This window comes from Sphingomonas sp. M1-B02 (assembly GCF_026167525.1).
Lineage (GTDB): Bacteria > Pseudomonadota > Alphaproteobacteria > Sphingomonadales > Sphingomonadaceae > Sphingomonas.
Window position 1 is genome coordinate 2,326,795 of the sequence record NZ_CP110679.1, and the last position, 21,590, is coordinate 2,348,384.

The following is a 21,590-nucleotide window of genomic DNA, read 5'->3' on the forward strand; positions in this document are numbered from 1 at the left end:
TCAATGCGCTCCCAGATTGATCGGGCTGTTTGCGATCTCGCCCGCCGCCTCGGCGACCGCGGCAAGCGCGGCCTGGTCGCGCTTCGACTTGAGGCCCTCGGGCGATCGTCCGCCGGCAACCATCATCGCCTGATACGCTTCCAGCGTCATGCCCGACATGGTCGAGACGCCCTGGACGAAGCTCTGCCCGTCCGAGGCGATTACCTTCGCGAGGAAATAGATGTTGCCGCCCAGTTCGAGCAGCCGGCCATAATCGCGCGCCAGCAGCGCGGTGCGCTGATCGTCGCTGAGCTTCCAGTCGGTCAGATAGGCGGCTTCGTCGGCGCGCCAGCGATCGCGATTCTCGGCGTGCATCAGGCTCATGCAGCATTGGTTGAGATGATAGCCCTGGCGCGCGCGGCGCGCGGTGAAGACGTGGGTGCCCGGAATATCCTCGAGCTCGTCGAGATAGGCGGCGATATCCATCAATTCTGTCCTTGTGGGGCGCAGCCATGCTTCGCCTGAAAATCGCGGACCCATTCGGCGGTCGCGCGCAGGCCGCCGAACGGATAGAAATGGAGCAGGACATCGCCATGCCGCGCCGGATCGAAGCGCGCGGCGAGTTCCTCGACCAACTTGTCCGGCCCGGCGTTCGACAGCAATCGCGTCACCGACAACCCGTACTTTGACATTACCGAAGCCGAAGCCCCGACGCCGCAGCGCGCCGCGAAGCTCAGCAGCCGCTTTACGCTGGCGGGCCCCGGAATGCCGAGCCGGATCGTCGCATCGATCCCCGCCTCGCGCATCTGCTCGACCCAATCGAGCATCGGCCCGGCGTTGAACCCGAACTGGGTGACGATCGCGAAATCATGGCCGCCCTGGAGCAGCAAATCGCGCTTGTCGCGCGTCGCCTGCCAGATCTTGTCGTTGCCGATATCGGCATGTCCCTCGGGATAGCCCGAAATGCCGACGCGCTTGATGCCATGCTCGGCGAGCATGCCTGAGCGGATCAGCGCCAGCGCATCGGGGTAAGGCCCCATCGGCTCGGGCGGATCGCCCGCGACGACGAAGGCGTGATCGTTGCCGACCTCGCGCTGGAGCGCCGCGAGGAAGTCGCGGAGCTCGGCCTCCGAATGCAGCCGCCGCGCGGAAATGTGCGGGATCGGCACGAAGCCGAGCTCCTTCACGCGCCTTGCAGTCGCCACCCGCGCCTCGAAACTCTCGCCGGGGAGGAAGGTGACCGGCACCTTCGTCCCCGGCGGGATCAATGCCGCCGCCTCTTCGAGGCGTTCGGCGTCCTTGGCCGTGATCTCGACCGACCAGCGGTCGATCAATGCGCAGGTCTTGCTGATGGCGCGCACCGGTGCGTCGATCATGATCACGGCCTTTTCAGAGGGTTAAGGGCTCAGGCGGGCTGCTTGGTGCGCCAGCTCTCGGCATAGGCGTCGCGCGCGACTTCCGAATAAGGCACCGGGCTGACCACGGCCTTGATCTCGGTCTGGACGTGGCGCTCGACCGTGGGCTTGCGCGTGCCGCCGTCGGGCTCTCCCCACAGCAGCGTCACTTCGGTGCCCGGCTCGGCAAACTTCTCTTCGACCATCGCGAGGGTCAGCATGCGGCCCTCGTTCCAGCTATAGCCGATCCAGGTCGAAAGCCCGACCGTCTGGCCATCGACGAGCACGCAATCATAGGGGTGCATCGAATAGACCGCCGAGGGGAATTCCATGAACTTGGCGCGATCGCCCTTGCTGAACATCGAGCTCATCACCCGCAGCACGTCTTCATTGTCGAGCGCGAGCGTCACCTTGCGGCGATGCGGACCCTCGGCCATTTTCTCGAGCGCTTCGCGGCCGATGAAATCATGGTCGAACTTGACGAACGGGCCATAGCCCAGGTCCCACGGCGTCAGATAATAATCCTCGACGCTCGCGCCGACGAAGCTGCCGCCGATCGAGGCCTTGGCTTCGTACGACGTCGCGGGCAGCCATTCGCGATACGCCTTCAGGCTCTCGCCGGTATAGACCGCGGGCAGCGGCGACGGGATCCAGCCCGATTCGAGCGTGTTCGACGAATAGGTCCGCCCGCCGACCAGCTTCATGTCATGCGGCTTGCCGGCCTCGACCAATGCGGCGTGAACCGCCTTATAGTCTTCCCACGGTCCGAACAGCTCGTAGCCCGGCTGCCCGGCCATGCCGTGGCGCAGCGCGCGCACGTCCTTGCCGGCGATCTTGAGCGTGGTCATGTTGAAGAATTTGAGCACCGGCACTTCGCCGCCGACCGCGTCGTTCATCACCTTGAACGCATTGGGCCCCTGGACCTGGAAGCGATAGGATTTGCGCTTGCCGTCGCTGCGCATCGCGGTGCGCTCGTCGCGCTCGAGCGTGACGTCCCAATCGCCGGTGGCGACATGATATTCGATCCATTCGGCGCAGGGCGCGCGGCCGACCAGGTTGAACGAATTCTCGGCGAGATAGAAGAGGATGCCGTCGCCGATGACATAGCCCTCTGGCGTGACCGGCACCCACTGCTTGGCCTTGTCGACGGTGAAGCCCTTGAAGCTGTTCACGCCCAGATAGTTGAGCAAGGCGAACGCATCGGGGCCCTGGATCGCCAGATCGACCATGTGGTAGCTCTGGTTGAACAGCACGGCGCTATGCTGCCAGGCCCATTGCTCCTCGCGCCAGTTGGAATATTCGGCGGGCACGCCGGGATAGGCATTGGGGCCGGTCTGCTGGTTGCGCAGCAGTTCGACGATGTCGCCGGCCTGGCCCAGAACCTGTTCAAGATTGCTCATATTCGTCCTCTCGGTTGATTGCTTCTTCGGGTTCTAGCCAGCGGCGGAGCGCGGCGGTGACCGCCTGTGGCGCTTCGACCGGCGCCATGTGGCCGCTGTCTTCGAATATGGTGAGGATGCTGCCGGGGATCGCCGCGGCGATTTGGCGGTGCTGCTCGACGGGGCTCCATGCATCCTGTCGCCCGACGCCGACGAGCGTCGGCACGGCGATGGTGGGGAGCAGGTCGCGTGGATCGGTACGACCCAGCAGCGCCTCGATATGCGCCTCGAACATGGCAAGCCCGCCGCGCCGGCACATCGCGCGCAGCGGCTCGACGATTTCGGGCATGTCGCGATGCGCGGGGTGCAGCATCGGCAGCAGCCACGCATCGATCAGCGCTTCGATCCCGCGCGACCTGCCCAGATCGCGCTGGGCGTGGCGCTTGGCGGCCTCGCCCGCCGAGACGGGATGGATGCCGGTATCGAGCAAGGCCAGGCGCTCGACGCGTTCGGGTGCCTGGCGGAAGACCTCCAGTGCGACTCGGGCGCCCATCGAATGACCGGCCAGAGCGAAACGAGGCGGCGCGCCCGCAAGCGCGCGCACGGCCATCTCGGCCAGGCTGCGCGCCTCGCCATAGTCGGCCACCTGCACCTCCAAAGCGGACAAAGAATCAAGCTGCGGCGACCAGATCGTCCGGTCGCACCAGAGGCCGGGCAGCAGAAGCAGAGAGGGTGGCGTGTTCGCACTCATGAAAACTTCAGATAGACGAAGTGCGTGCTCGCCGCTAGACGAAATGTATAGGCGAGCAAGCAATCGAAGGAGCAACGACCGTGGGGAGGAGCGAAGTCGAAGCGCGCATAAGCCCCCCGGCCGTGGCGCCGGTCGCTCTGATCGACGGTACTGCGTTTGCCGCCGGCCTCGTGGACCGGGTCGCGATCCAGGTCGCGGATCTCGTCCGCGCCACCGGCATGACGCCGGGGCTTGCCGTCGTGCTTGTCGGCAGCGATCCGGCCAGCGAAATCTATGTCCGCCGCAAGATCGCCCAGACCCGCAGGGCCGGGATGGAGTCGTTCGAGCATCGACTTGCCGCCGAGACTGGCCAGGCCGAATTGCTGGCGCTGATCGAGCAGCTGAATCAGGACGAAACCGTCCACGGAATCCTCGTGCAGTTGCCCTTGCCCCCTCAGATCGACGCGGCCGCGGTGCTGGATGCGATCGCGCCGACGAAGGATGTCGACGGCTTCCATCCGGTGAATGTCGGGCGGCTCTCGACCGGCACCGGCGGGCTCGTCCCCTGCACCCCGCTCGGCTGCATGCTGCTGCTCGAGACGGTTATCGACGATTTCCGCGGGCTCAAGGCGGTCGTCATCGGCAAGTCGAACATCGTCGGCAAGCCGGTCGCGCTGCTGCTGCTCGAACGCGAATGCACCGTCACGGTGACCCATATCCTGACGCGCAACCTGCCGGAGATCGTCCGGGGCGCGGACATCGTCGTCGCCGCCGCGGGCAGCCCGGGGCTGGTGCGCGGCGACTGGATCAAACCCGGAGCCGTCGTGATCGACGTCGGCATCAATCGAATCGCCACAGCCGACGGTCGCAGCCGGATCGTCGGCGACGTGGTGACCGCCGAACTCGGCCATGCCCGCGCAGTCACGCCCGTGCCCGGCGGTGTCGGACCGATGACGATCGCCTGCCTGCTCGCAAACACCTTGCAGGCGGCGCGCGATCTGGTCTTGCCTGCGCCTGACGACCGGACGGTCGGCTGAGCGAAGGATGGCCAGGATGGACGCGCGCGAGACCCTGTTGAACGCCCCGCTTCACTGGCGGCAGATCGCTACGATCGCGCTGTGCATATTCCTCAACGCGCTCGATGGTTTCGACGTGCTCTCGATCAGCTTCGCGGCGCCGGGCATCGTCGGCGAATGGGGCATCGATCGCGCCGCTTTGGGCATCGTCCTGTCGATGGAGCTGATCGGCATGGCGCTCGGCTCGATCCTGCTCGGGCAGGTCGCCGATCGAATCGGGCGCCGCCCGATCGTGCTGGGCTGCCTGGCGGCGATGGCGGCGGGGATGCTGCTCGCGGGCCGGGCGCAGTCGATCGAGGCCTTGTCTCTCTGGCGTTTCCTCACCGGCATCGGCATCGGCGGGATGCTGGCGACGATCAGCGCGACGGTGGCGGAGACGTCCAACGCGCGACGCCGCAACCTGGCCGTCGCCCTGATGTCGTGCGGCTATCCGCTCGGCGCCGTCGTCGGCGGGTCGATCGCGTCGAGCCTGCTGGTGACGCACGACTGGCGCGCGGTGTTCGAATTCGGCGCGCTGGTGACCGCCGCCTGCCTGCCGCTGGCCTGGTGGCTGGTGCCCGAATCGATCGAGTTCCTGCTGTCACGCGGGCGCCCGGCCGATCTGGCGAAGGTCGAGCGGATCATGGCCGGGCTGGGCCATTCGGGGCGCTTCGAGCCTGCGGCAGCCACCGTCCGCGCCCCGCGCGCGTCGCTGTGGCACGGGCCGCTGGCGCGGACGACGATGCTGCTGACCCTCGCTTATTTCGCGCATATCCTGAACTTCTATTTTCTCGTGAAATGGATCCCCAAGGTGGTGGTCGACATGGGCTTCCCGGCCTCGTCTGCGGGCGGCGTGCTGGTGTGGACCAATGTCGGCGGCGCCGCCGGCGCCTTGCTGTTCAGCGCCCTGGTGACCGTGGTCGACGTGCGTAAGCTGACGATCGCCTTCCTGGTCCTGTCGAGCGGCGCGGTCGCATTGTTCGGCCAGAGCCCGAGCGATCTTTCGCAGCTTTCCTTGTTCGCCGCGCTGGCTGGCTTCTGCACCAATGCGGTGATCATCGGCATCTACGCGCTGACCGCCGCCAGCTTCCCGGCCGAGCAGCGCGCCAGTGGCGTCGGGGCGGTCATCGGCATCGGTCGCGGCGGGGCCGCGCTGGGTCCGATCGTCGCCGGTTTCCTGTTCGCCGCGGGCTGGAGCTTGCCGATCGTCGCCATCGCGATGGGGCTCGGCTCGCTGATCGGCGCCGCCGCGCTGGTCCTTCTCGCCCGCCGTCCCGCCATTTGATGGCGCCACCCGATTCACTCGCGCAAGGGGCTCTTATGTCGTCCGAATATATCATCACCCTCTCTTCCAAGGATCGTCCCGGCATCGTCGCCGCGATCACCACCGCGCTTGCCGACAGCGGCGCGAACATCCGCGAGGCGCAGCAGTTCGACGATATGCTGACCGGCCGCTTCTTCATGCGTGTCGTGTTCGATATCCCCGACGATTCTGTGGACGGGCTCCGTACCCGGCTCGCGGCGCCGATCGACAGTTTCGCGCTCGAACTCACCCTGCGCCCGCGCGAGCAGCGCAAGCGCGTGCTGATCCTGGTCTCGAAATTCGATCACTGCCTGGGCGATCTTCTCTATCGTAACCGGCTGGGCGAGCTGCCGATGGATGTGGTCGGCATCATCGGCAATCATCCGCGCGAGGCGCTGAACATCTCGCTGATCGGCGACATCCCCTACCACCATCTGCCGGTGACCAGGGAAACCAAGGTGCAGCAGGAAGCGCAGATCAAGCAGCTGGTCGAGCAGACCGACGCCGATCTGGTGGTGCTCGCGCGCTACATGCAGATCCTCTCCGACGATCTTTCGCACTTCCTTGCCGGGCGCTGCATCAACATCCACCACAGCTTCCTGCCCGGCTTCAAGGGCGCCAAGCCCTACCACCAGGCGCATGAGCGCGGGGTCAAGCTGATCGGCGCGACCGCGCATTTCGTGACCGCGGACCTGGATGAGGGCCCGATCATCGAACAGGATGTCGAGCATATCGGCCATGCCGACACGCCCGACGATCTGGTTCGCAAGGGCCGCGACATCGAGCGGCGGGTGCTCGCCCGCGCGGTGCGGCTCTATGTCGAGGACCGCATCCTGCTGAACGGCAGCAAGACGGTCGTGTTCAAGCACTGATCATGACCGACTATATCGAGATCGGCATTCGGGATGCGGAAGTGATTGCCGATATCGGCATGCTCGCGCACGAGATCGGCCGGCCCCAAACGCTCCGGATCAGCGCGACGCTGCGGATCCGGATGCCCGATGCCGATCGGATCGACGCCACGCTGGATTACAAGCGGATCGTCGAAGCGGCGGAATCATTGGGAGGGCAGCGCATCGCGCTGATCGAGACCTTCGCAAGACGGCTCGCCGAGGCGTGCCTGCTGGACCCTCGCGTCCTGCAGGCCGATATACTAGTCGAGAAGCCGCAGGCGCTCGCCAGCGGCAAGGCCTTTGCCCGGATCGAACTGCACCGCAGCGCCTGAGAGGGCCGGGTATGAATTTCATTTGTGATCAAGCATCAAAACAATTCGTTATGATAATCTAAGCCAGGCTGGCACCTCTCATCATCACAATGCGTGCGAAGAAACGCATCCGATGGGGAGGATATCATGAAGCGAATCTTGTTGGCGGGCACCGCCGCGATCCTGGCGCTAGGCGCGCAATCTGCCCTGGCGCAGGAAGTAGCCTCGGAGCCGCAGGACACCACCCAGTCCGCAGACGACACGACCGACGAGGGTCTTGCCGACATCGTCGTCACGGCGCAGCGCCGATCGGAATCGTTGCAGCGCGCTGCGGTCGCGGTCTCGGCCGTCACCGGCGACGAGCTCAGCCGATCCGGCATCACCGAAACCGCCAACCTCGGCAAGCTGGTCCCCTCGCTTGTGGTCCAGCCGACCGGCGGCACGACCAGTTTCTTCCTGCGCGGCGTCGGCACCAGCTCGCAGAATTCCTTCTCTGAAAATGCCGTCGCCTTCAATTTCAACGGCGTTTACGTCGGTCGCCCGACCGCACCCGCCGGCTCCTTCTACGATCTGGAGCGCGTCGAAGTGGTCAAGGGGCCGCAGGGCACGCTCTATGGCCGCAACGCCACTGGCGGCGCGATCAACGTCCTGCCCAAGCGCCCCGAGCTCGGCCGTTTCACTGGCGAGGGCCTGTTCGAATATGGCAATTACGACAGCAAGAAGGGTTTCCTCGCGCTGAACGTGCCGATCGGCGACATGGTCGCGCTGCGCGTGGCGGGACAGATCGTCGATCGCGACGGCTATATTTCCGACGGTTATGACGACGACAAGGGTGAGGCCGTCCGCGCGTCGCTGCTGATCCAGCCTTCCGAGCTCTGGTCGATGACGCTGGTCGCCGATTATTATAACCAGCGCGGCAAGGGCGCGGGCGCAGTGCTGCTGCCGAACGCCGCGTTCGACGTGCCGGCGCTCGAGGACCGCGTCAGCATTTCCGATCCGCGGGCGCAGGCCGCGATCGCCGGCTATGCCGCGACCATCTTCGCGCCGCCCTTCTGCGGTGGCATGGGTGGTTTCGTGCGGAGCGGCTGCGTGTCGCAGGCCGGGACCGACGGATTCCTCGACAATGAATTTTACGGCGTAAGCGCTACCGTCGTCGGCGATCTCGGCTTCGGCACGCTGACCTTCATCCCGGCCTGGCGCCGCTCCGACGTGAAGTTCCGCACCTATCTGCCGGGCTTCGCGGGCGACTTCGTCGATCTCGCCGAACAGACCTCGGTCGAGGTCCGCTTGGCATCGAAGGAAGGCCAGCGGCTGCGCTACGTGCTCGGCGCCTTCTATTTCGGCGAGAACCAGGCGACCGAGAACTTCTTCCGACAGGGCAATATCTCCACCACCCGCTTCACGCCGCGGCTGAATACCGAAAGCATCGCCGCGTTCGGCCAGTTGACCTTCGACGTCAGCGACGCCTTCCGGCTGGTGGCGGGCGGCCGCTATACCCGCGAAGACAAGCAGCAATTGACCTCGACTGCCTCGGGCGGTCTGCCCGGCCCGATCCAGCCGCCGCTCAGCGCGCCCTTCACCGGCGATCTGAGCTTCGAGAAGTTCACCTGGAAAGCGGGCGTCGAGCTCGACGCGGGCCCCGCTTCGCTGGTCTACGCCAATGTCGCGACGGGCTTCAAATCGGGCGGCTTCTTCGTGGCGCAACCGCCGAACAACACGTTCGAGCCGGAGACGCTTACCGCCTACACCATCGGCGCGAAGAACCGCTTCTTCGACAACAAGCTGCAGCTCAATTTCGAGGCCTTCTACTGGGACTATCGCGATCAGCAGATCACCTATGTCGGCGGCGTCCCCACGGGCAACGGGCTGTTCGCGCAAGGGTCGATCACGGTCAATGCCGGCAAGTCGCGAATCTATGGCGCCGAGTTCGAGGCGCGCTTCGCGCCCAGCCGCAACGATCTGTTCCACCTCAACCTGCAGTTCCTCGACGGGGAATATGGCGAGCTTACCACGTCGAACTTCTCGCCCACCGGCGCACCGGTGAGCACCGGCTGCACGACCCTGGGCAGCCGCGCGGCGAATCCGGGCGTCAACGGCGCGCGCTTCTACGACATCGATTGCTCGGGCAAGCCAACCGTCAATTCGCCGCGCTGGGCGCTCAACCTTGGCTATGAGCGCACCTTCGAGCTTACGGGCGACCTGGCGCTGATCGCCGGTGCGCGCGGCAATATCGAGAGCAGCCGCTACCTCGACGTAAATTATCGCGAGGACCAGAAACAGGATGGGTTCGCGATGGCCGATGCCTTCCTCACGCTGGAAAGCCAGAGCGGCTGGAGCCTGACCGGGTTCATCAACAACATCACCGACGAGGAAGTGCTCGCCCGCGCCGGCACCCGCCCGATCCTCGATTTCCCGGTCGGCACGCTGCGCCCGCCGCGCACCTATGGCGCTCGGCTCGGCTTCAAATTCTGATGCGTAGCCGGCTTCCCCTGCTGGCGCTGGTTGCGATGGCGATGGCTCTGCCCGCCGCCGCGCAGCCGGCGCCCGCAGGGGGAGAGGCTTTCATCACGCTGGGGACGATGGGTGGCCCGGTGCCCAGCCCGGAGCGGTCGCAGCCCGCAAATGCGCTGATCCAAGCCGGACGCGTCTATCTGGTCGATGCCGGGGACGGGACGGTGCAGCAACTCGCGAAGGCCGGCATCCAGCTGCCGCGGGTCGGTGCGGTCTTCCTCAGCCATCTCCATGTCGATCATACCGGCGGCCTCTCGGCGATCCTGGGGCTGCGCAACCAGATCAACCTGCGCGAGCGGCTGACCGTCTATGGCCCCCCGGGCACGCGCGAACTGGTCGCGGGGATGGTCGCGTCGATGCAGCCGGCGGCGCGCGTCGGCTATGGCATCCCGGGCCAGTCCTGGGCGCCCCCTGGCGACACGGTGACGGTGGTCGAACTGACCGACGGCGCGCACGTTCAAGTGGACGACATGACCGTCACTGCTGTGCAGAACACGCATTATGATTTCGCTCCCGGCAGCCCGGAGGACCGCAGCTACAAGTCGCTGGCGCTGCGCTTCGATCTGCCGGGCCGATCGATCGTCTATACCGGCGACACCGGGCCCAGCGCGGCGGTCGAGCGGCTGGCCAAGGGTGCGGACCTGCTCGTCAGCGAGATGATCGACATGGCCGGGACGATGGCCAATGTCGCGCGCAATTCGCCCAACATGCCCGCGCCTGCGAAGCAGCAGCTCGAGCAGCATCTCTCCACGCATCATCTGACCCCCGACGCCGTCGGCCAGTTGACGGCGCGCGCCGGAGCCAAGGCGCTCGTCGTCACCCATTTCGCCGCCGGCACTCCGGACCCGGCCCGCACCCGCGACTATCTCGCCCAGATCCGCGCCCGCTTCGCCGGGCCGGTCACTCTCGCCAACGATCTCGACCGCTTCTGAAAGTAACCCATGCATTCGGCTAATATTCTCGTCATCGGCGGCGGCATCGGCGGCCTGACCGCCGCGATCGCGCTGCGCGCCCGCGGCTTTGCCGTGACCGTGATCGAACGCGATCCGGACTGGTCGGTCTACGGCGTCGGCATCATCCAGCAATCGAACGTGATCCGGGCGATGTCGCAGCTCGGGCTGATCGACGAATATGTCGCATCGGGGGTGGGGTTCGACGCAGTCGAGATCTACACGCCGACCGGGATCAAGGTGGCGCGAGTGCCGACACCCCGGCTGATCGACGGCTATCCGGCCAATATGGGCATCGGCCGCCCGGCGCTGCACAAGATCCTCGGCGATCGCACCATCGCCAGCGGGGCGAAGGTGGTGCTCGGCGTCACCGCGACCGATCTCGATGACGACGGTGCCGGCGTCGATGTGCGATTCTCCGACGGGTCGGCCGGCCGCTTCGATCTGGTGATCGGCGCCGACGGCGTCTACTCGCAGACCCGCGCGAAGATCTTCCCCGATGCCCCCCGGCCCGAATATACGGGGCAAGCGGTGTGGCGCTACAATCTGCCGCGCCCCGCCGATCTCGACGCGCTCCACGCCTATAACGGCCCCACCGGCGTCGGGCTGGTCCCCATTTCCACCGATCTGATGTACATCTACGTCACCACACCGGAACCCGACAATCCGCGCTATCCGCGCGAAGGGCTGGCGGCGGTGATGCGCTCGAAAATGGCGAGCTGCGCGCCCTTCATCCGCGAACTGGCCGAGCAGGTGACCGACGATTCAGGCGTGGTCTATCGCCCGCTCGAGGCGCTGATGATCGAGGGCCCCTGGCATCGCGGGCGGATCGCCTTGCTAGGCGACGCGGTCCATGCCACCACGCCGCATCTCGGCCAGGGCGCGGGCATGGCGATCGAGGACAGCTTGGTGCTTGCCGAAGAGCTTGTCCGGCACGACGATATCGAGACTGCGCTGACGGCTTATCACGACCGCCGCGTCGATCGCTGCGCCTATATCGTGCGCTCGAGCATCGCGATCTGCATGGGCCAGATCGGCAAGGGCCCGCCGGTCGACAATGCCAAGGCGACGCACGAGATGTTCGAGATGGTGGCGCAGCCGATATGACGATCGAGGGGACGGCGAAATGATCCGGCAGGCGACGACCAGGCACGGCGTGATCCTGATGCTGACCGCGGTGATGCCGACCATGGCGATCATCGCGCTGGTGCCGGTGCTGCCGCTGCTGCTCCGTGAATTTGCCGGCGTACCCGGATATGCGGTGCTGGTGCCGATGGCGCTGACCATCCCGGCGCTCTGCGTCGCCTTGTTCTCCCCGCTGGCCGGCTGGATGTCGGACCGCGTCGGGCGCAAGCGGCTGCTGATCGGCGCGCTGGCCGGCTATGCCGGCTTCGGCCTGCTGCCCCTCCTGCTCGACAGTTTGCACGCGATCCTCGCGGTGCGCATTGCGCTCGGGCTGACCGAAGCGGTGATCATGACCGTCGCTACGGCATTGGTAGGCGATTATTTCGAGGGCGAGCGGCGCGAGCGCTGGGTGTCGATCCAGATCGCCGTCGCCAGCCTAAGCGCGATCGTGCTGATCGCAGCGGGCGGCGCGCTGGGCGAGGCACTGGGCTCGCGCGGGCCCTTTTGGCTGTATCTGCTGGCGCTGCCGGTGGCCGTGGCCGGCGCCTTCATCCTGTTCGAGCCCGATCGCTCGGCCCCGGCGCAGCGGCCTGCCGCCGCGACGGGCGCGACCCGCGGCATCGCGGGGCTCGTCGCGATCACCTTCGGCATCGGGCTGCTCTTCTACACGATCATCGTCCAATTGGGCCCGGTGATCGAAGGCACCGGGGTGACGTCCCCGGCGCTGATCGGGCTTGCGGGTGCGGCGGCCAATCTTGGCGTGATGGTCGGGGCGCTGTTGTTCGGGCGGCTGAAGGCTGCTCCGGGCGAACGCTTGCTGGCGATCGGCCTGCCGCTGGTGGCATTGGGCTATGTCGGCGTCGCGCTCTCGGCGGACTTCTATCTGACCGCGGCGTCGGCGGTCGTGATCTGCGTCGGCAACGGACTGATGCTTCCGACGATGCTCGCCTGGGTGCTGCGCCGCCTCCCGCCCGAGACGCGCGGTCGCGGCACCGGGGTGTGGACCGGCGCCTTCTTTCTAGCCCAGTTCATCGCGCCGATCCTGGCAGCGGCGCTGTCCGGCGTCCTCGGCGGACTGTCCGGCACCTTCCTGTTCTTTGCCGCCGCGGCGGCGCTTGCGGCCGGGGTGGCGTTGCTGCGCGCGCCTCGCGCCCGCGCTTAGGAGTATCAATATGACCAATCCCGTTCGCCGCGTCGTTACCGGCCATGATGCTTCGGGCCGGGCGATCATCCAGGAAGACGGGCCCGCGCCGCGCGTCCAACGCATCGGCGGCGCGATCGGCCCGCTGTTCCACGAGATTTGGAACACGCAAGCGACCCCCGCCCCGATCGACGCCGCTTCGGGCGAACCGCCCGAGGATGGCATCAAGCTCGCCCCGCCCAAGGGTGGCACCCGCATCCGAGTGCTCGACATCCCGCCCGAGAGCGACGAGCTCAGCACGATGTCGCCCGAAGAGGCGCAGGCCCATTTCGCCGAAGTGGGCGCCGGCGACGCTTCGGCGCATACGGGCGCGGGCAGCCGCCACGCGATGATGCACCGCACCGAGACGATCGACTATGGCATCGTCCTGGAGGGCGAGCTGGTGCTGATCATGGACGAAGGCGAAACCACGGTTCGCGCCGGCGACATCGTTATCCAGCGCGGCACCAACCATGGCTGGTCGAACCGTTCGGACCGCATTTGCCGGATCGCCTTCATCCTGATCGATGGCGCGTTTGACGCTGACCTGAAGCGCTGATGCGGCTCGCCATCACCGGCGCGGCGGGATTCGTCGGCCGGGCGGTGGTGGCGCATCTGGCCGAGACGCGACCCGATGTAGAGTTGTTGTTGGCGGATCGCGCGTTCGATACGCCGCCGCGCTTTGCGACGCTGATTGGCGAACTGAGCGATCCGGCGATGATCCGCAGTCTGTGCGACGGGGCCGACGCCGTCCTCCATCTCGCGGCGCTTCCCGGCGGCGCGGCGGAACGCAACCCGCAGGCATCGCGCGCGATCAATCTCGACGTGCCACTGACGCTGATCGAGGCGATGGAGGGGCGCCGGCTGGTGATCGCGGGCTCGATCGCGGTGTTCGGCGCTGGCCTGCCCTCGCTGGTCGACGACGCAACCCCGCCCGCCCCGGCCAGCGTCTACGGCACCCACAAGCGCATGGTCGAGCTCGCCTTCGCCGATGCCGTTCGACGCGGTGCGATCGCGGGCATGGTGCTCCGCTTGCCCGGCATCGTCGCGAGGCCGCCATCGGCGAGCGGTTTCGGCTCGGCGTTTCTCAGCGACATTTTCTATGCGGCTCGAACAGGGGCGCCCTATACGATCCCCGTCGCGCCGGACGCGACCAGCTGGCTGATGTCCGCGCGGACTTGCGCGGCCAATCTCGTCGCGGCCGTGCTCGGCAAGGATTGTGAGCGGGAAGCCGTGACGTTAGGGGCGCTGCGGGTCCGCATCGGCGACCTCGTGGCCGAACTGGCCAAACAAGGCGACGTGCGGCGCTTCGAATTCGCAGAGGATCCGGCCATGCGGCATATGTTCGGCAGCTATCCCCTGCTCATGACACCACGCGCCGACGCACTCGGCTTCCGCCACGATGGCTCGCTCGCCGCGTTGGTCAAGGGGGCGCTTGCCCGCCACTGACCCGCTGGCTCTTCCCCCAGCCGGGCGATCCCGCTATGCTGAGCTTGTCGAAAAGGACCCGAGTGGCATCGGTAAGCCCACTCCCTCGTTTCGAGGCTCCGCGTCGCCGCAAGGCGAACCCGCGACAAGCAACCGGTGCGTTCGCCGGGGCTTGTCGCTTGTGCCGGCCAGACCGGAGGCAGGAGCAGGTTCCAGCGGTCGCGCCCACCGAGGAGCGTGAGACCATGCCTACCATCACCCTGAACAGCGAAATCGTTACCCAGATCAACGTCTTTACCGTGCCGACCGGCGGGCAGGACGAACTGATCACATATCTTGCAGAGGCCGCGCGTGCCGCCAGCGATGTTCCCGGCTGGCTTTCCGCGAGCTTGCACAAGAGCCTGGATGGAACGCGGGTCGTGAACTATGCCCAAACCGCCGACCGAGACGCGGCGGGGCGGGTTTTCGGGCATTTGATGTCGCGCGGATTGATCGAGGGCAACAAGCGCTTCGGCGAAGCGCATCCCGGCCTTTACACCGTCGCGTTCACGCTGGAGCGATAGGGCGGGCTGCCCGGGGAGGGCGCAGCATCGCCTACCCCGCCACCACCCGCTGGTCGATCACCCCGAACGGCGACACGCCCTCGCCCGCGCACATCGCGACCCGGCTGCCGAATGGCAGGAAGGGGGTTTGCGGCCCGCCCCCGGCGATCATCTCGATCGCGCGGCGCTCGGAGATGCAGGTCGAGCCGACCGCCTCATGCTCGGGGTTCGAGACCGTACCCGATCCGATGATCGTTCCTGCCGGCAGCGAGCGCGAGCGCGCAGCGTGGGCGATCAGTTCGTGAAACCCATAGCCCATCGCCGCGCCGTTCGGGTTACCGAACCATTCGCCATCGACTTCGACGGTCAGGGGAAGGCAAACGCGCCCGTTGCGCCAGGCCTCGCCAAGCACGTCGGGAGTGACGGCAAAGGGCGCGACGCTGCACGCCGGCTTGGCCTGGACCCAGCCGAACCCGGTCTTCATCTCAGGGATGGCAATCGCGCGAAGCGACCAATCGTTGAGCAGCAATATCAGCCGGACATAGCCGAGCGCCTGGTCCGCCGGACAACCCATCGGCACGTCGCCCGTGACGATTGCGAACTCGCCTTCGAAATCGATGCCGTCGGCTTCGCTCGGCAGCGGCACGTCGTCGGTCGGGGCGATGAACTGATGGCTCATCCCCTGGTACATCAGCGGCTTGTCGGTCTCGATCGGCGCGTGGCCGAATGCGAGCTCCATCAAGGCGCCATGATTGGCGAACGCCGATCCGTCGAGCCACTGCCACGCGCGCGGCAGGGGCGCGGCGAAATCCTCGGGCGACACCGCCTCGCCGGTTTCGGCGGCATCCGCGGCCGCACGCAGCGCGTCCTGTGCTGCGTCCCAATCGTCCAGCGCCGCCTGCAGCGTGGCATAGCCTGCAACCGGTGCGACCCGCGTCCCGGACTCATCGACCGCCACTAGCGTGCCGTCACGACCGCCGCGCTTCAAGGTTGCCAGGCGCATCTTCATTCTCCGATCAAGCCGTGCGGCCGCCTAGCGTGTCGGCAAACCAATCGGCAATATAATCGCGACCGAAGCTCATATTGTCCGCGCCGACATGCTCGACGCCGCCTTCGCGCTCGGTGAACAATTTGAGCTCACGCCGCGGCGAATTGACGAGCTGGTCGAAGCAATCCTGCGCATAGTCGACGCTGATCTGACGGTCTTTGGCGCCGTGCGTCACCAGGAAGGGAACCCGCACGCCGTCCATATGACCGTTGAGGTTCATATCCTTCGCGCGCTCAAGGAAATCGTCCATGTCCTTGGCGCCGAACGCCCACATGACATGCGCCCAATAATGCGGGACCGGATTCTCGCCTTCGCGGTTGAGGCGCTTCTGCTGGACCTCGGCCCAATTATGGTTGGCGCCCCAGCAGGCGCCGCTGGCGAAGCGCGGCTCATAGGCAACGGCGCGGGGCGCGAAATGCCCACCCAGTGAAATGCCGGTCATGCCGATCCGCTTGGGATCGACGTCGGGCTGGGTCTCGAGCCAGTCGACTGCCTTGCTCGCCCAATTCTCGCTGTGCGGATCGACGGGCAGATTCTGCAGCCGAAGCGCCTCGCCGCTGCCCGGCTGGTCAACGCTCAGCGTGGAGATTCCCCGCCGCGCCAGCGCCTCGGGCAGCTTCGACCAGTAGAGCAGCTCCTTGCAGCTATCGAGGCCGTTGCAATAGACGACCACCGGGTGCGGGCCCGGCCCGGCTGCGCGGGTGAACAGCGCGGGCATCGTTCCGGTGGCGAGCGGGATTTCGACGCGTTCGCGATTGATGCTGCCGAGCTTTGTCGAGCGATCGAAGGTCGCGCGCGCGCGCGCATAGGTTTGCTCGCGCCCCGGATGGCCATGCCCCTGCATCCGCTCGGCGACGAGCAGATAGAGCGCGGCGCGCTCGAGCTTGTCGGAGGCGGAGAAGCCGCGACCGGCGGCGTCGTCCTCGTCCGCCAGCCCGATCAGGCGCTCGGCCATCTCGACCCATTTGGCCATGAATTGCGGCGTGCCGGCATCCGATCCGGACGCGGCGGCGTCCTTGATCGGCTGGCACATATCGACGATCTCGCCGATCTGTCCGCCGCTCTCCAGCGCCATCGCGACCGACAGGTTCCAGATATAGTTGGGGAAATATTCGAACAACGCCATATGCTTATGCCTCTACCGGCTGGAACAGGCCCTTGTCGGCCTCGGGGTGTGGCATGGTCTGCGGGCCGCCGACGCCGACGCCCCATTGGTCCATGATCTGCGGACCGGGGACATGGACCTTGTCGACATGATGATCGAAATCGACTTCCTCGAGCCCCGACGTATATTCGACCGCGAAGCCGTTGGGCGTGGTGAAATAGCTGAACGTATTGTCACCCGCGGTGTGGCGGCCGGGACCCCAGAGGATGTCGGTCCCCTTCTTCCGCAGCCGGCTGATCCCGCGCATCATGTCGTCCACGGTCAGCATGTCATAGGCGACATGGTTCAGGCAGGGCGGCCCGGGGAGCAGCGCCAGCCGGTGGTGCGCGCTGTTGCAGCGCAGGAACACCATGAAGTCGCCGAGCCAGTCGCTGACCTTGAGCCCCAGCACCTCGACGAAGAAGCGCGTCATCGCCTTATGGTCGGGCGAGTGGAGGACGATGTGGCTGATCTTCTGCGGAATGCCGTCCCAGCGCTGCATCTCGCGCGCCGGGCCCAGCGCGACGTCGCTCGAAATCTCGAACGGCAGGCCATCTGGCGAGAAGAAGCGGAAACCGTAGCCGCCACCCGGCGCGGTCAGTTCCCGCGGCGCGTAGATGATCTTGCAGCCGGCGCCGATCACCTTGTCGTGGAGCGCTTCCACGTCGGCGCGACTGTCGGTGGCGAGGGCGATGACGTCGACTCGCTTCTCCTCGGCCTGGCGCAGGCGCACGACGTGATGCTCGCCATGCCCCTCGGCGGCGAAATAGACCATGCCGTCCTGCACACCGACTTCCTTCAATCCCCACACGTCGCGGTAGAAGGCATGTTCGGCTTCGAGATTGGGGACGGCATAGCCGACATAGCGGATTTCGGTGACGCGGCTCATGGGCGATCCTGCTCCAGATGATTGGGTCGGCTTCGGATGCCGACAGGTTGCATTCCTTCTAACCAACGAGAGGACGATTGAGAAAATGATTGTTCAGATGCATATGCATTCAATCGGCGAATGGAGATTTGGATGCGCTTCAAGGGTCTCGACCTCAATCTGCTGGTCGCCTTCGATGCGTTGATGGCGGACCGCAGCGTCTCCCGTGCGGCCGAGCGCATGCATCTGAGCCAGCCCGCGATGAGCAATGCCCTGTCGCGGTTGCGCGCATATTTCAGCGACGAGCTGCTGATCGCGCATAGCAAGCGGATGTACCCGACCCCCTTTGCCGAGACGCTGCTCCCCCAGGTCCAGGCGGCGCTGGCGACGATGGAAGGCGTGGTCGCCACGTCGCGCCATTTCGACCCCGCCACCTCGGTCCGCACCTTCCGGGTGATGGCATCGGACTATATCGCAACGGCCGTGCTCTTCCCGATCATCACCCGGCTGGCGACAATCGCGCCGGGCGTGCGGATCGAACTGCTTTTGCCGAGCCAGCGCCGCATCGAACTGCTCGACAGCGGCGGCATCGACTTGCTGATCACGCTGCAGCCGTATGTGACCCCCACCCTGCCCTCTGACTATTTGCTCGAGGATCGCTATTGGCTGGTCGGGCGTGCGGGGCACCCGGCGCTGGCCGGGAGGGTGACGCAAGAGGCGATGCTCGCATATGGCCACATCCTCGTCGCGATCGGCGAGGAACGGCTGCCGAGCTTCGGCGATGCATATCTCGAACGAATCGGAGTCCAGCGCCGCGTCGCAATGACAGCGCCCAATTTCGCGATGCTGCCCTGGCTGCTCCAGGAGACCGACTGGCTGACATTGATGCAGGGGCGGCTTGCGCATCTGATGGCGCGCAACTTCGCGATCGCCCTCGCCCCCCCGCCCTTTGAAATCCCGCCGCTGGTGGAGATGGCACAATATCACGTCACCCGCGCGAACGATCCCGGACTGCGCTGGCTGATCGACACGATACGAACCCAGGCAGCCGGAGGTAGTTCGCGGATATGATATTTGCACATCCGTGAAAAGCTGGCATCAGCAGAGCCGAGCTAGGAGAGCAAGATGACCATCGACATTACCCATGTGGGGAGCCTCCCGCGGGGCGACGAACTCACCCCGCTGCTGCTGGCGCGCGACAAGGGCGAACCGTACGACCCGGTCCAGTTCGACACGCTCGTCCAGTCCGCGGTGGACGACGCGGTCGCCCGCCAGATCGACGCCGGCGTCAGCATCGTCAGCGACGGCGAACTCGGCAAGGTCGGCTATTCGACCTATATGATCGAGCGGCTGTCGGGCTTTGGCGGGCATGTCGATCGCAAGCCCGCGGCGGATCTGGCCGCGCATCCCGATCTCTCGCGCAAGCTCTCGGCGATCATGGGCAGCCAGGAATTCACGCGCGCCTCGTGCATCGGCCCGGTGCGACTGGTGACGCTCGAGCCGCTCCACGACGATATCCGCCGCTTCCGCCACGCGATCGACAAGGCCGGCGGCGCGCGCGGCTTCATGAACGCCGCCTCGCCGGGGCTGATCACGGCTTTCCAGGTCAATCGCCATTATCCGACGCACGAGGCCTATCTCGCCGACATCGTCGATGCGATGCGCGAGGAATATGAGGCGATCGTTGCCGCCGGCTTCGACCTGCAGCTCGATTGCCCCGACCTGGCGATGTCGCGCCACACCGGCTATCAGGACCAGAGCGACGAAGAGTTCAAGAAAGTCGCCGCGGCCAATGTCGAGGCGCTCAACGCGGCGACCGCCAACATCCCGTCCGACCGGATGCGGATGCACGTCTGCTGGGGCAATTATGAAGGCCCGCACGATTGCGACATCGCGTTGGAGAAGGTCATCGACACGATCCTCGCCGCGCGGCCTTCGACGATCCTGTTCGAAGCCGCCAACCCGCGCCACGAACATGAATGGGCGGTATGGCGCGACGCCAAGCTGCCCGACGACAAGATTCTCGCACCCGGGCTGATCGACACCTGCTCCAACTATGTCGAGCATCCCGAGCTGATCGCCCAGCGGATCGAGCGCTTCGCCGGCATCGTCGGCAAGGATCGCGTGATCGCCAGCACCGATTGCGGGTTCGGCACCTTCGCCGGCTACGGCAAGATCGACCCCGCAGTGACGTGGAAGAAGCTGCGCTCGCTGCGCGAAGGCGCAGATATCGCCGAAGCGCGGCTGTGAACCGCCTGTCCGATGCCGAACGGCGCGCGATCGAGCAGGACTGCGCCCGGCTGATCGCGCTCTACGCAAATCGCAACGACGCCGCCGACTGGGAGGGGGTGGCGGCGCTCTATGCCCCCGACGGCCGGATGTCGCGCCCGACCGCACCCGACGACTGGATCGAGGGACGCGAGGCGATCCTCGCCGCCTTCCAGGCGCGCCCGCCCCGCACGACGCGGCACGTCTGCTCCAACGTGGTCATCGACATACTCGGCCCCGATCGGGCGGAAGGCGAATCGGCGATGCTGCTCTTCACCGGCGAGGCGCCGCCCAAAGTCGGGTCGTTCCACGATCGCTTCGTGCGCGTGGACGGCGACTGGCGGTTCGCGGAGCGGCGCGGTACGCTGAGCTTCTGAAACCCGGGAGCCCCATGTCGAACGCAAGCCAGCCCACGGTCAAATCGGCGATGCGCACGCTCGACATCATCGAATTCGTCGTCGCGCATCCGCACGGGGTGGTCGCGCAGGAAGTGGCAGCCGCGCTGCACATTCCAGTCAGCAGCCTCTCCTACCTCCTGAACACCTTGTGCGAGCGCCATTATCTTCGCCGCGAAGGGCGGCGCTATGTCGCCGGGGACGGTCTGGATCGGCTGCGCATGCCCGCCGCGTCGATGTCGCTCGAGGAGCGGGTAGGGCGGCAGGTCAACGCGCTGCGGCGCGCGCTCAACGAAACCACCTCCTTCTTCGTCCTCGTCGGCTGGGAGCTCGAGGCGCGCGTCACCGAGACCGCGGACCAGTTCCTTCGTTATTCGATCAGCGCGGGCGCGCGGGCGCCGCTGCACTGCCTGGCGGCGGGCAAGGCGATGCTCGCCACCTTCGACGAGCCCACGCTCCAGCGCTATTTCGCCGAGGCTGAGCGACCGCTGTTCACGCCGCGGACGATCGGCGAAGAGAGCGCGATGCGACGCGAAATCGCGGCGGTGCGCGAGACCGGTTGGGCCTTTACCGACGAGGAGTTCACCCTCGGTGTATGCGGGCTGGCGCGGGTGGTGGTGATCGACGGCGCAGCAGTGGGCGCGCTGGCGGTGGCGCTGCCGAAATTGCGCTATTCCGACGCCGTGAAAGCGCAGATCATGGAGCGCTTGCTTCGCGCCGGCGTGGCACTGTCGAGCGGCACCTTAGCGTCCGATCCTGGTGAAACCACGGTTGACGCGGCACCGCAGGGAACGCTTCGCGGCTAATGCCGAACCAGTGGCGCGCCCGGATCACATGCAATCGCGGGTCGGGTGAAACCGATCAAGCCGAGCCCAAATGGCTGATTTCGCTGGAATGCCTGGATGCCCCGTGAGGATTCGAACCTCAATTAACGGAGTCAGAGTCCGTAGTCTTACCTTTAGACGACGGGGCAACGGCAGGCCGGGCGAAATAGGGCGGGGCGGCGGCGCTGTCAACGCCGCATGGGCAGGCGCCTTGCCCTGAAACTTCCCCTGCGCTAGCCTGTCGCCAAGCACCGAACGGCCCG

Annotated in this window: 22 protein-coding genes and 1 tRNA gene; 15 read left to right on the plus strand and 8 right to left on the minus strand. The window is 66.3% G+C overall.

What is annotated here, in order from left to right; translation table 11 throughout:
- Genes ligA through OKW87_RS11175 form a run of 4 tightly spaced genes read right to left on the minus strand, consistent with a single transcriptional unit; the run spans window position 1 to window position 3,503 of the window.
- Entirely contained in the window at window positions 1-465 is a 465-nt protein-coding gene (ligA, locus tag OKW87_RS11160) for a protocatechuate 4,5-dioxygenase subunit alpha (protein ID WP_265539508.1), read from the minus strand.
- Window positions 465-1,355, minus strand: a complete 891-nt coding sequence (locus OKW87_RS11165; protein WP_265539510.1) for a methylenetetrahydrofolate reductase — start codon at window positions 1,353-1,355, stop codon at window positions 465-467. Before OKW87_RS11165 ends, ligA begins: the two co-directional genes overlap by 1 nt.
- 29 nt (window positions 1,356-1,384) lie before the next feature.
- Window positions 1,385-2,773, minus strand: a complete 1,389-nt coding sequence (gene desA / locus OKW87_RS11170) for a syringate O-demethylase (protein WP_265539512.1) — start codon at window positions 2,771-2,773, stop codon at window positions 1,385-1,387.
- Entirely contained in the window at window positions 2,760-3,503 is a 744-nt protein-coding gene (locus tag OKW87_RS11175; RefSeq protein ID WP_265539513.1) for an alpha/beta fold hydrolase, read from the minus strand. Before OKW87_RS11175 ends, desA begins: the two co-directional genes overlap by 14 nt.
- Before the next feature lie 80 nt (window positions 3,504-3,583).
- Here OKW87_RS11175 and OKW87_RS11180 point away from each other — a divergent pair, with 80 nt between their 5' ends.
- The 11 genes from OKW87_RS11180 (at window position 3,584) to OKW87_RS11230 (ending at window position 14,801) form a co-directional block, all read left to right on the plus strand.
- Entirely contained in the window at window positions 3,584-4,519 is a 936-nt protein-coding gene (locus tag OKW87_RS11180; protein ID WP_265539515.1) for a bifunctional 5,10-methylenetetrahydrofolate dehydrogenase/5,10-methenyltetrahydrofolate cyclohydrolase, read from the plus strand.
- A gap of 7 nt (window positions 4,520-4,526) precedes the next feature.
- Window positions 4,527-5,822, plus strand: coding sequence for an MFS transporter (locus OKW87_RS11185; protein ID WP_265539516.1), 1,296 nt, complete (start codon window positions 4,527-4,529; stop codon window positions 5,820-5,822).
- Between the two features lie 35 nt (window positions 5,823-5,857).
- Complete coding sequence (gene purU, locus OKW87_RS11190; RefSeq protein ID WP_265539518.1) at window positions 5,858-6,712, plus strand: formyltetrahydrofolate deformylase; 855 nt, start codon at window positions 5,858-5,860, stop codon at window positions 6,710-6,712.
- A gap of 2 nt (window positions 6,713-6,714) precedes the next feature.
- Window positions 6,715-7,065 carry a dihydroneopterin aldolase gene (locus OKW87_RS11195; protein ID WP_265539520.1) on the plus strand — a complete coding sequence of 117 codons (351 nt, stop codon included), beginning with the start codon at window positions 6,715-6,717 and terminating at the stop codon, window positions 7,063-7,065.
- A 126-nt stretch (window positions 7,066-7,191) separates the two neighbouring features.
- On the plus strand, window positions 7,192-9,516 hold the full coding sequence (locus OKW87_RS11200) for a TonB-dependent receptor (RefSeq protein WP_265539522.1): 2,325 nt from the start codon (window positions 7,192-7,194) through the stop codon (window positions 9,514-9,516).
- Window positions 9,516-10,487 (plus strand): MBL fold metallo-hydrolase, encoded by a 972-nt coding sequence (locus tag OKW87_RS11205; RefSeq protein ID WP_265539524.1) that lies wholly within the window; start codon window positions 9,516-9,518, stop codon window positions 10,485-10,487. The genes OKW87_RS11200 and OKW87_RS11205 overlap by 1 nt, the downstream gene beginning before the upstream one ends.
- A gap of 9 nt (window positions 10,488-10,496) precedes the next feature.
- Window positions 10,497-11,612, plus strand: coding sequence for an FAD-dependent oxidoreductase (locus OKW87_RS11210; protein WP_265539526.1), 1,116 nt, complete (start codon window positions 10,497-10,499; stop codon window positions 11,610-11,612).
- Window positions 11,613-11,631: 19 nt separating this feature from the next.
- Complete coding sequence (locus OKW87_RS11215) at window positions 11,632-12,792, plus strand: MFS transporter (protein WP_265539528.1); 1,161 nt, start codon at window positions 11,632-11,634, stop codon at window positions 12,790-12,792.
- A 10-nt stretch (window positions 12,793-12,802) separates the two neighbouring features.
- Window positions 12,803-13,369 (plus strand): cupin domain-containing protein, encoded by a 567-nt coding sequence (locus tag OKW87_RS11220; RefSeq protein WP_265539530.1) that lies wholly within the window; start codon window positions 12,803-12,805, stop codon window positions 13,367-13,369.
- Window positions 13,369-14,259: an NAD-dependent epimerase/dehydratase family protein gene (locus OKW87_RS11225; protein WP_265539532.1), complete on the plus strand. Its 891-nt coding sequence runs from the start codon at window positions 13,369-13,371 to the stop codon at window positions 14,257-14,259. The genes OKW87_RS11220 and OKW87_RS11225 overlap by 1 nt, the downstream gene beginning before the upstream one ends.
- Window positions 14,260-14,483: 224 nt before the next feature.
- A complete protein-coding gene (locus OKW87_RS11230) occupies window positions 14,484-14,801 on the plus strand; it encodes an antibiotic biosynthesis monooxygenase family protein (protein WP_265539534.1) in 318 nt (105 codons plus the stop codon).
- A gap of 31 nt (window positions 14,802-14,832) precedes the next feature.
- Here OKW87_RS11230 and OKW87_RS11235 read toward each other — a convergent pair whose 3' ends face one another.
- The 3 genes from OKW87_RS11235 to OKW87_RS11245 are packed head-to-tail and all read right to left on the minus strand — an operon-like array spanning window position 14,833 to window position 17,861.
- A complete protein-coding gene (locus OKW87_RS11235) occupies window positions 14,833-15,783 on the minus strand; it encodes a fumarylacetoacetate hydrolase family protein (RefSeq protein ID WP_265539536.1) in 951 nt (316 codons plus the stop codon).
- 13 nt (window positions 15,784-15,796) lie between these two features.
- Window positions 15,797-16,954 carry an alpha/beta hydrolase family protein gene (locus tag OKW87_RS11240; RefSeq protein WP_265539538.1) on the minus strand — a complete coding sequence of 386 codons (1,158 nt, stop codon included), beginning with the start codon at window positions 16,952-16,954 and terminating at the stop codon, window positions 15,797-15,799.
- 4 nt (window positions 16,955-16,958) lie between these two features.
- Window positions 16,959-17,861, minus strand: coding sequence for a VOC family protein (locus tag OKW87_RS11245; RefSeq protein ID WP_265539540.1), 903 nt, complete (start codon window positions 17,859-17,861; stop codon window positions 16,959-16,961).
- 132 nt (window positions 17,862-17,993) lie between these two features.
- On the opposite strand from OKW87_RS11245, the gene OKW87_RS11250 reads away from it, so the two are divergent.
- From OKW87_RS11250 to OKW87_RS11265, 4 genes are read left to right on the plus strand one after another with little or no spacing between them, the layout of a single operon-like run.
- Window positions 17,994-18,911: a LysR family transcriptional regulator gene (locus OKW87_RS11250; RefSeq protein WP_265539542.1), complete on the plus strand. Its 918-nt coding sequence runs from the start codon at window positions 17,994-17,996 to the stop codon at window positions 18,909-18,911.
- A 54-nt stretch (window positions 18,912-18,965) separates the two neighbouring features.
- Window positions 18,966-20,090, plus strand: coding sequence for a cobalamin-independent methionine synthase II family protein (locus OKW87_RS11255; protein WP_265539544.1), 1,125 nt, complete (start codon window positions 18,966-18,968; stop codon window positions 20,088-20,090).
- Entirely contained in the window at window positions 20,087-20,485 is a 399-nt protein-coding gene (locus OKW87_RS11260; protein WP_265539546.1) for a nuclear transport factor 2 family protein, read from the plus strand. The genes OKW87_RS11255 and OKW87_RS11260 overlap by 4 nt, the downstream gene beginning before the upstream one ends.
- A gap of 14 nt (window positions 20,486-20,499) precedes the next feature.
- A complete protein-coding gene (locus OKW87_RS11265) occupies window positions 20,500-21,309 on the plus strand; it encodes an IclR family transcriptional regulator (protein ID WP_265539548.1) in 810 nt (269 codons plus the stop codon).
- A gap of 93 nt (window positions 21,310-21,402) precedes the next feature.
- Here OKW87_RS11265 and OKW87_RS11270 read toward each other — a convergent pair.
- Window positions 21,403-21,476, minus strand: a tRNA-Gln gene (locus tag OKW87_RS11270).
- Between the last annotated feature and the right edge of the window lie 114 nt (window positions 21,477-21,590).

Coding starts and splice junctions, on each gene's coding strand:
- ligA (WP_265539508.1), bottom strand. CDS start 465: ATGGATATCGCCGCCTATCTCGACGAGCTCGAGGATATTCCGGGCACC.
- OKW87_RS11165 (WP_265539510.1), bottom strand. CDS start 1,355: ATGATCGACGCACCGGTGCGCGCCATCAGCAAGACCTGCGCATTGATC.
- desA (WP_265539512.1), bottom strand. CDS start 2,773: ATGAGCAATCTTGAACAGGTTCTGGGCCAGGCCGGCGACATCGTCGAA.
- OKW87_RS11175 (WP_265539513.1), bottom strand. CDS start 3,503: ATGAGTGCGAACACGCCACCCTCTCTGCTTCTGCTGCCCGGCCTCTGG.
- OKW87_RS11185 (WP_265539516.1), top strand. CDS start 4,527: ATGGCCAGGATGGACGCGCGCGAGACCCTGTTGAACGCCCCGCTTCAC.
- purU (WP_265539518.1), top strand. CDS start 5,858: ATGTCGTCCGAATATATCATCACCCTCTCTTCCAAGGATCGTCCCGGC.
- OKW87_RS11195 (WP_265539520.1), top strand. CDS start 6,715: ATGACCGACTATATCGAGATCGGCATTCGGGATGCGGAAGTGATTGCC.
- OKW87_RS11200 (WP_265539522.1), top strand. CDS start 7,192: ATGAAGCGAATCTTGTTGGCGGGCACCGCCGCGATCCTGGCGCTAGGC.
- OKW87_RS11205 (WP_265539524.1), top strand. CDS start 9,516: ATGCGTAGCCGGCTTCCCCTGCTGGCGCTGGTTGCGATGGCGATGGCT.
- OKW87_RS11210 (WP_265539526.1), top strand. CDS start 10,497: ATGCATTCGGCTAATATTCTCGTCATCGGCGGCGGCATCGGCGGCCTG.
- OKW87_RS11215 (WP_265539528.1), top strand. CDS start 11,632: ATGATCCGGCAGGCGACGACCAGGCACGGCGTGATCCTGATGCTGACC.
- OKW87_RS11220 (WP_265539530.1), top strand. CDS start 12,803: ATGACCAATCCCGTTCGCCGCGTCGTTACCGGCCATGATGCTTCGGGC.
- OKW87_RS11225 (WP_265539532.1), top strand. CDS start 13,369: ATGCGGCTCGCCATCACCGGCGCGGCGGGATTCGTCGGCCGGGCGGTG.
- OKW87_RS11230 (WP_265539534.1), top strand. CDS start 14,484: ATGCCTACCATCACCCTGAACAGCGAAATCGTTACCCAGATCAACGTC.
- OKW87_RS11235 (WP_265539536.1), bottom strand. CDS start 15,783: ATGCGCCTGGCAACCTTGAAGCGCGGCGGTCGTGACGGCACGCTAGTG.
- OKW87_RS11240 (WP_265539538.1), bottom strand. CDS start 16,954: ATGGCGTTGTTCGAATATTTCCCCAACTATATCTGGAACCTGTCGGTC.
- OKW87_RS11245 (WP_265539540.1), bottom strand. CDS start 17,861: ATGAGCCGCGTCACCGAAATCCGCTATGTCGGCTATGCCGTCCCCAAT.
- OKW87_RS11250 (WP_265539542.1), top strand. CDS start 17,994: ATGCGCTTCAAGGGTCTCGACCTCAATCTGCTGGTCGCCTTCGATGCG.
- OKW87_RS11255 (WP_265539544.1), top strand. CDS start 18,966: ATGACCATCGACATTACCCATGTGGGGAGCCTCCCGCGGGGCGACGAA.
- OKW87_RS11265 (WP_265539548.1), top strand. CDS start 20,500: ATGTCGAACGCAAGCCAGCCCACGGTCAAATCGGCGATGCGCACGCTC.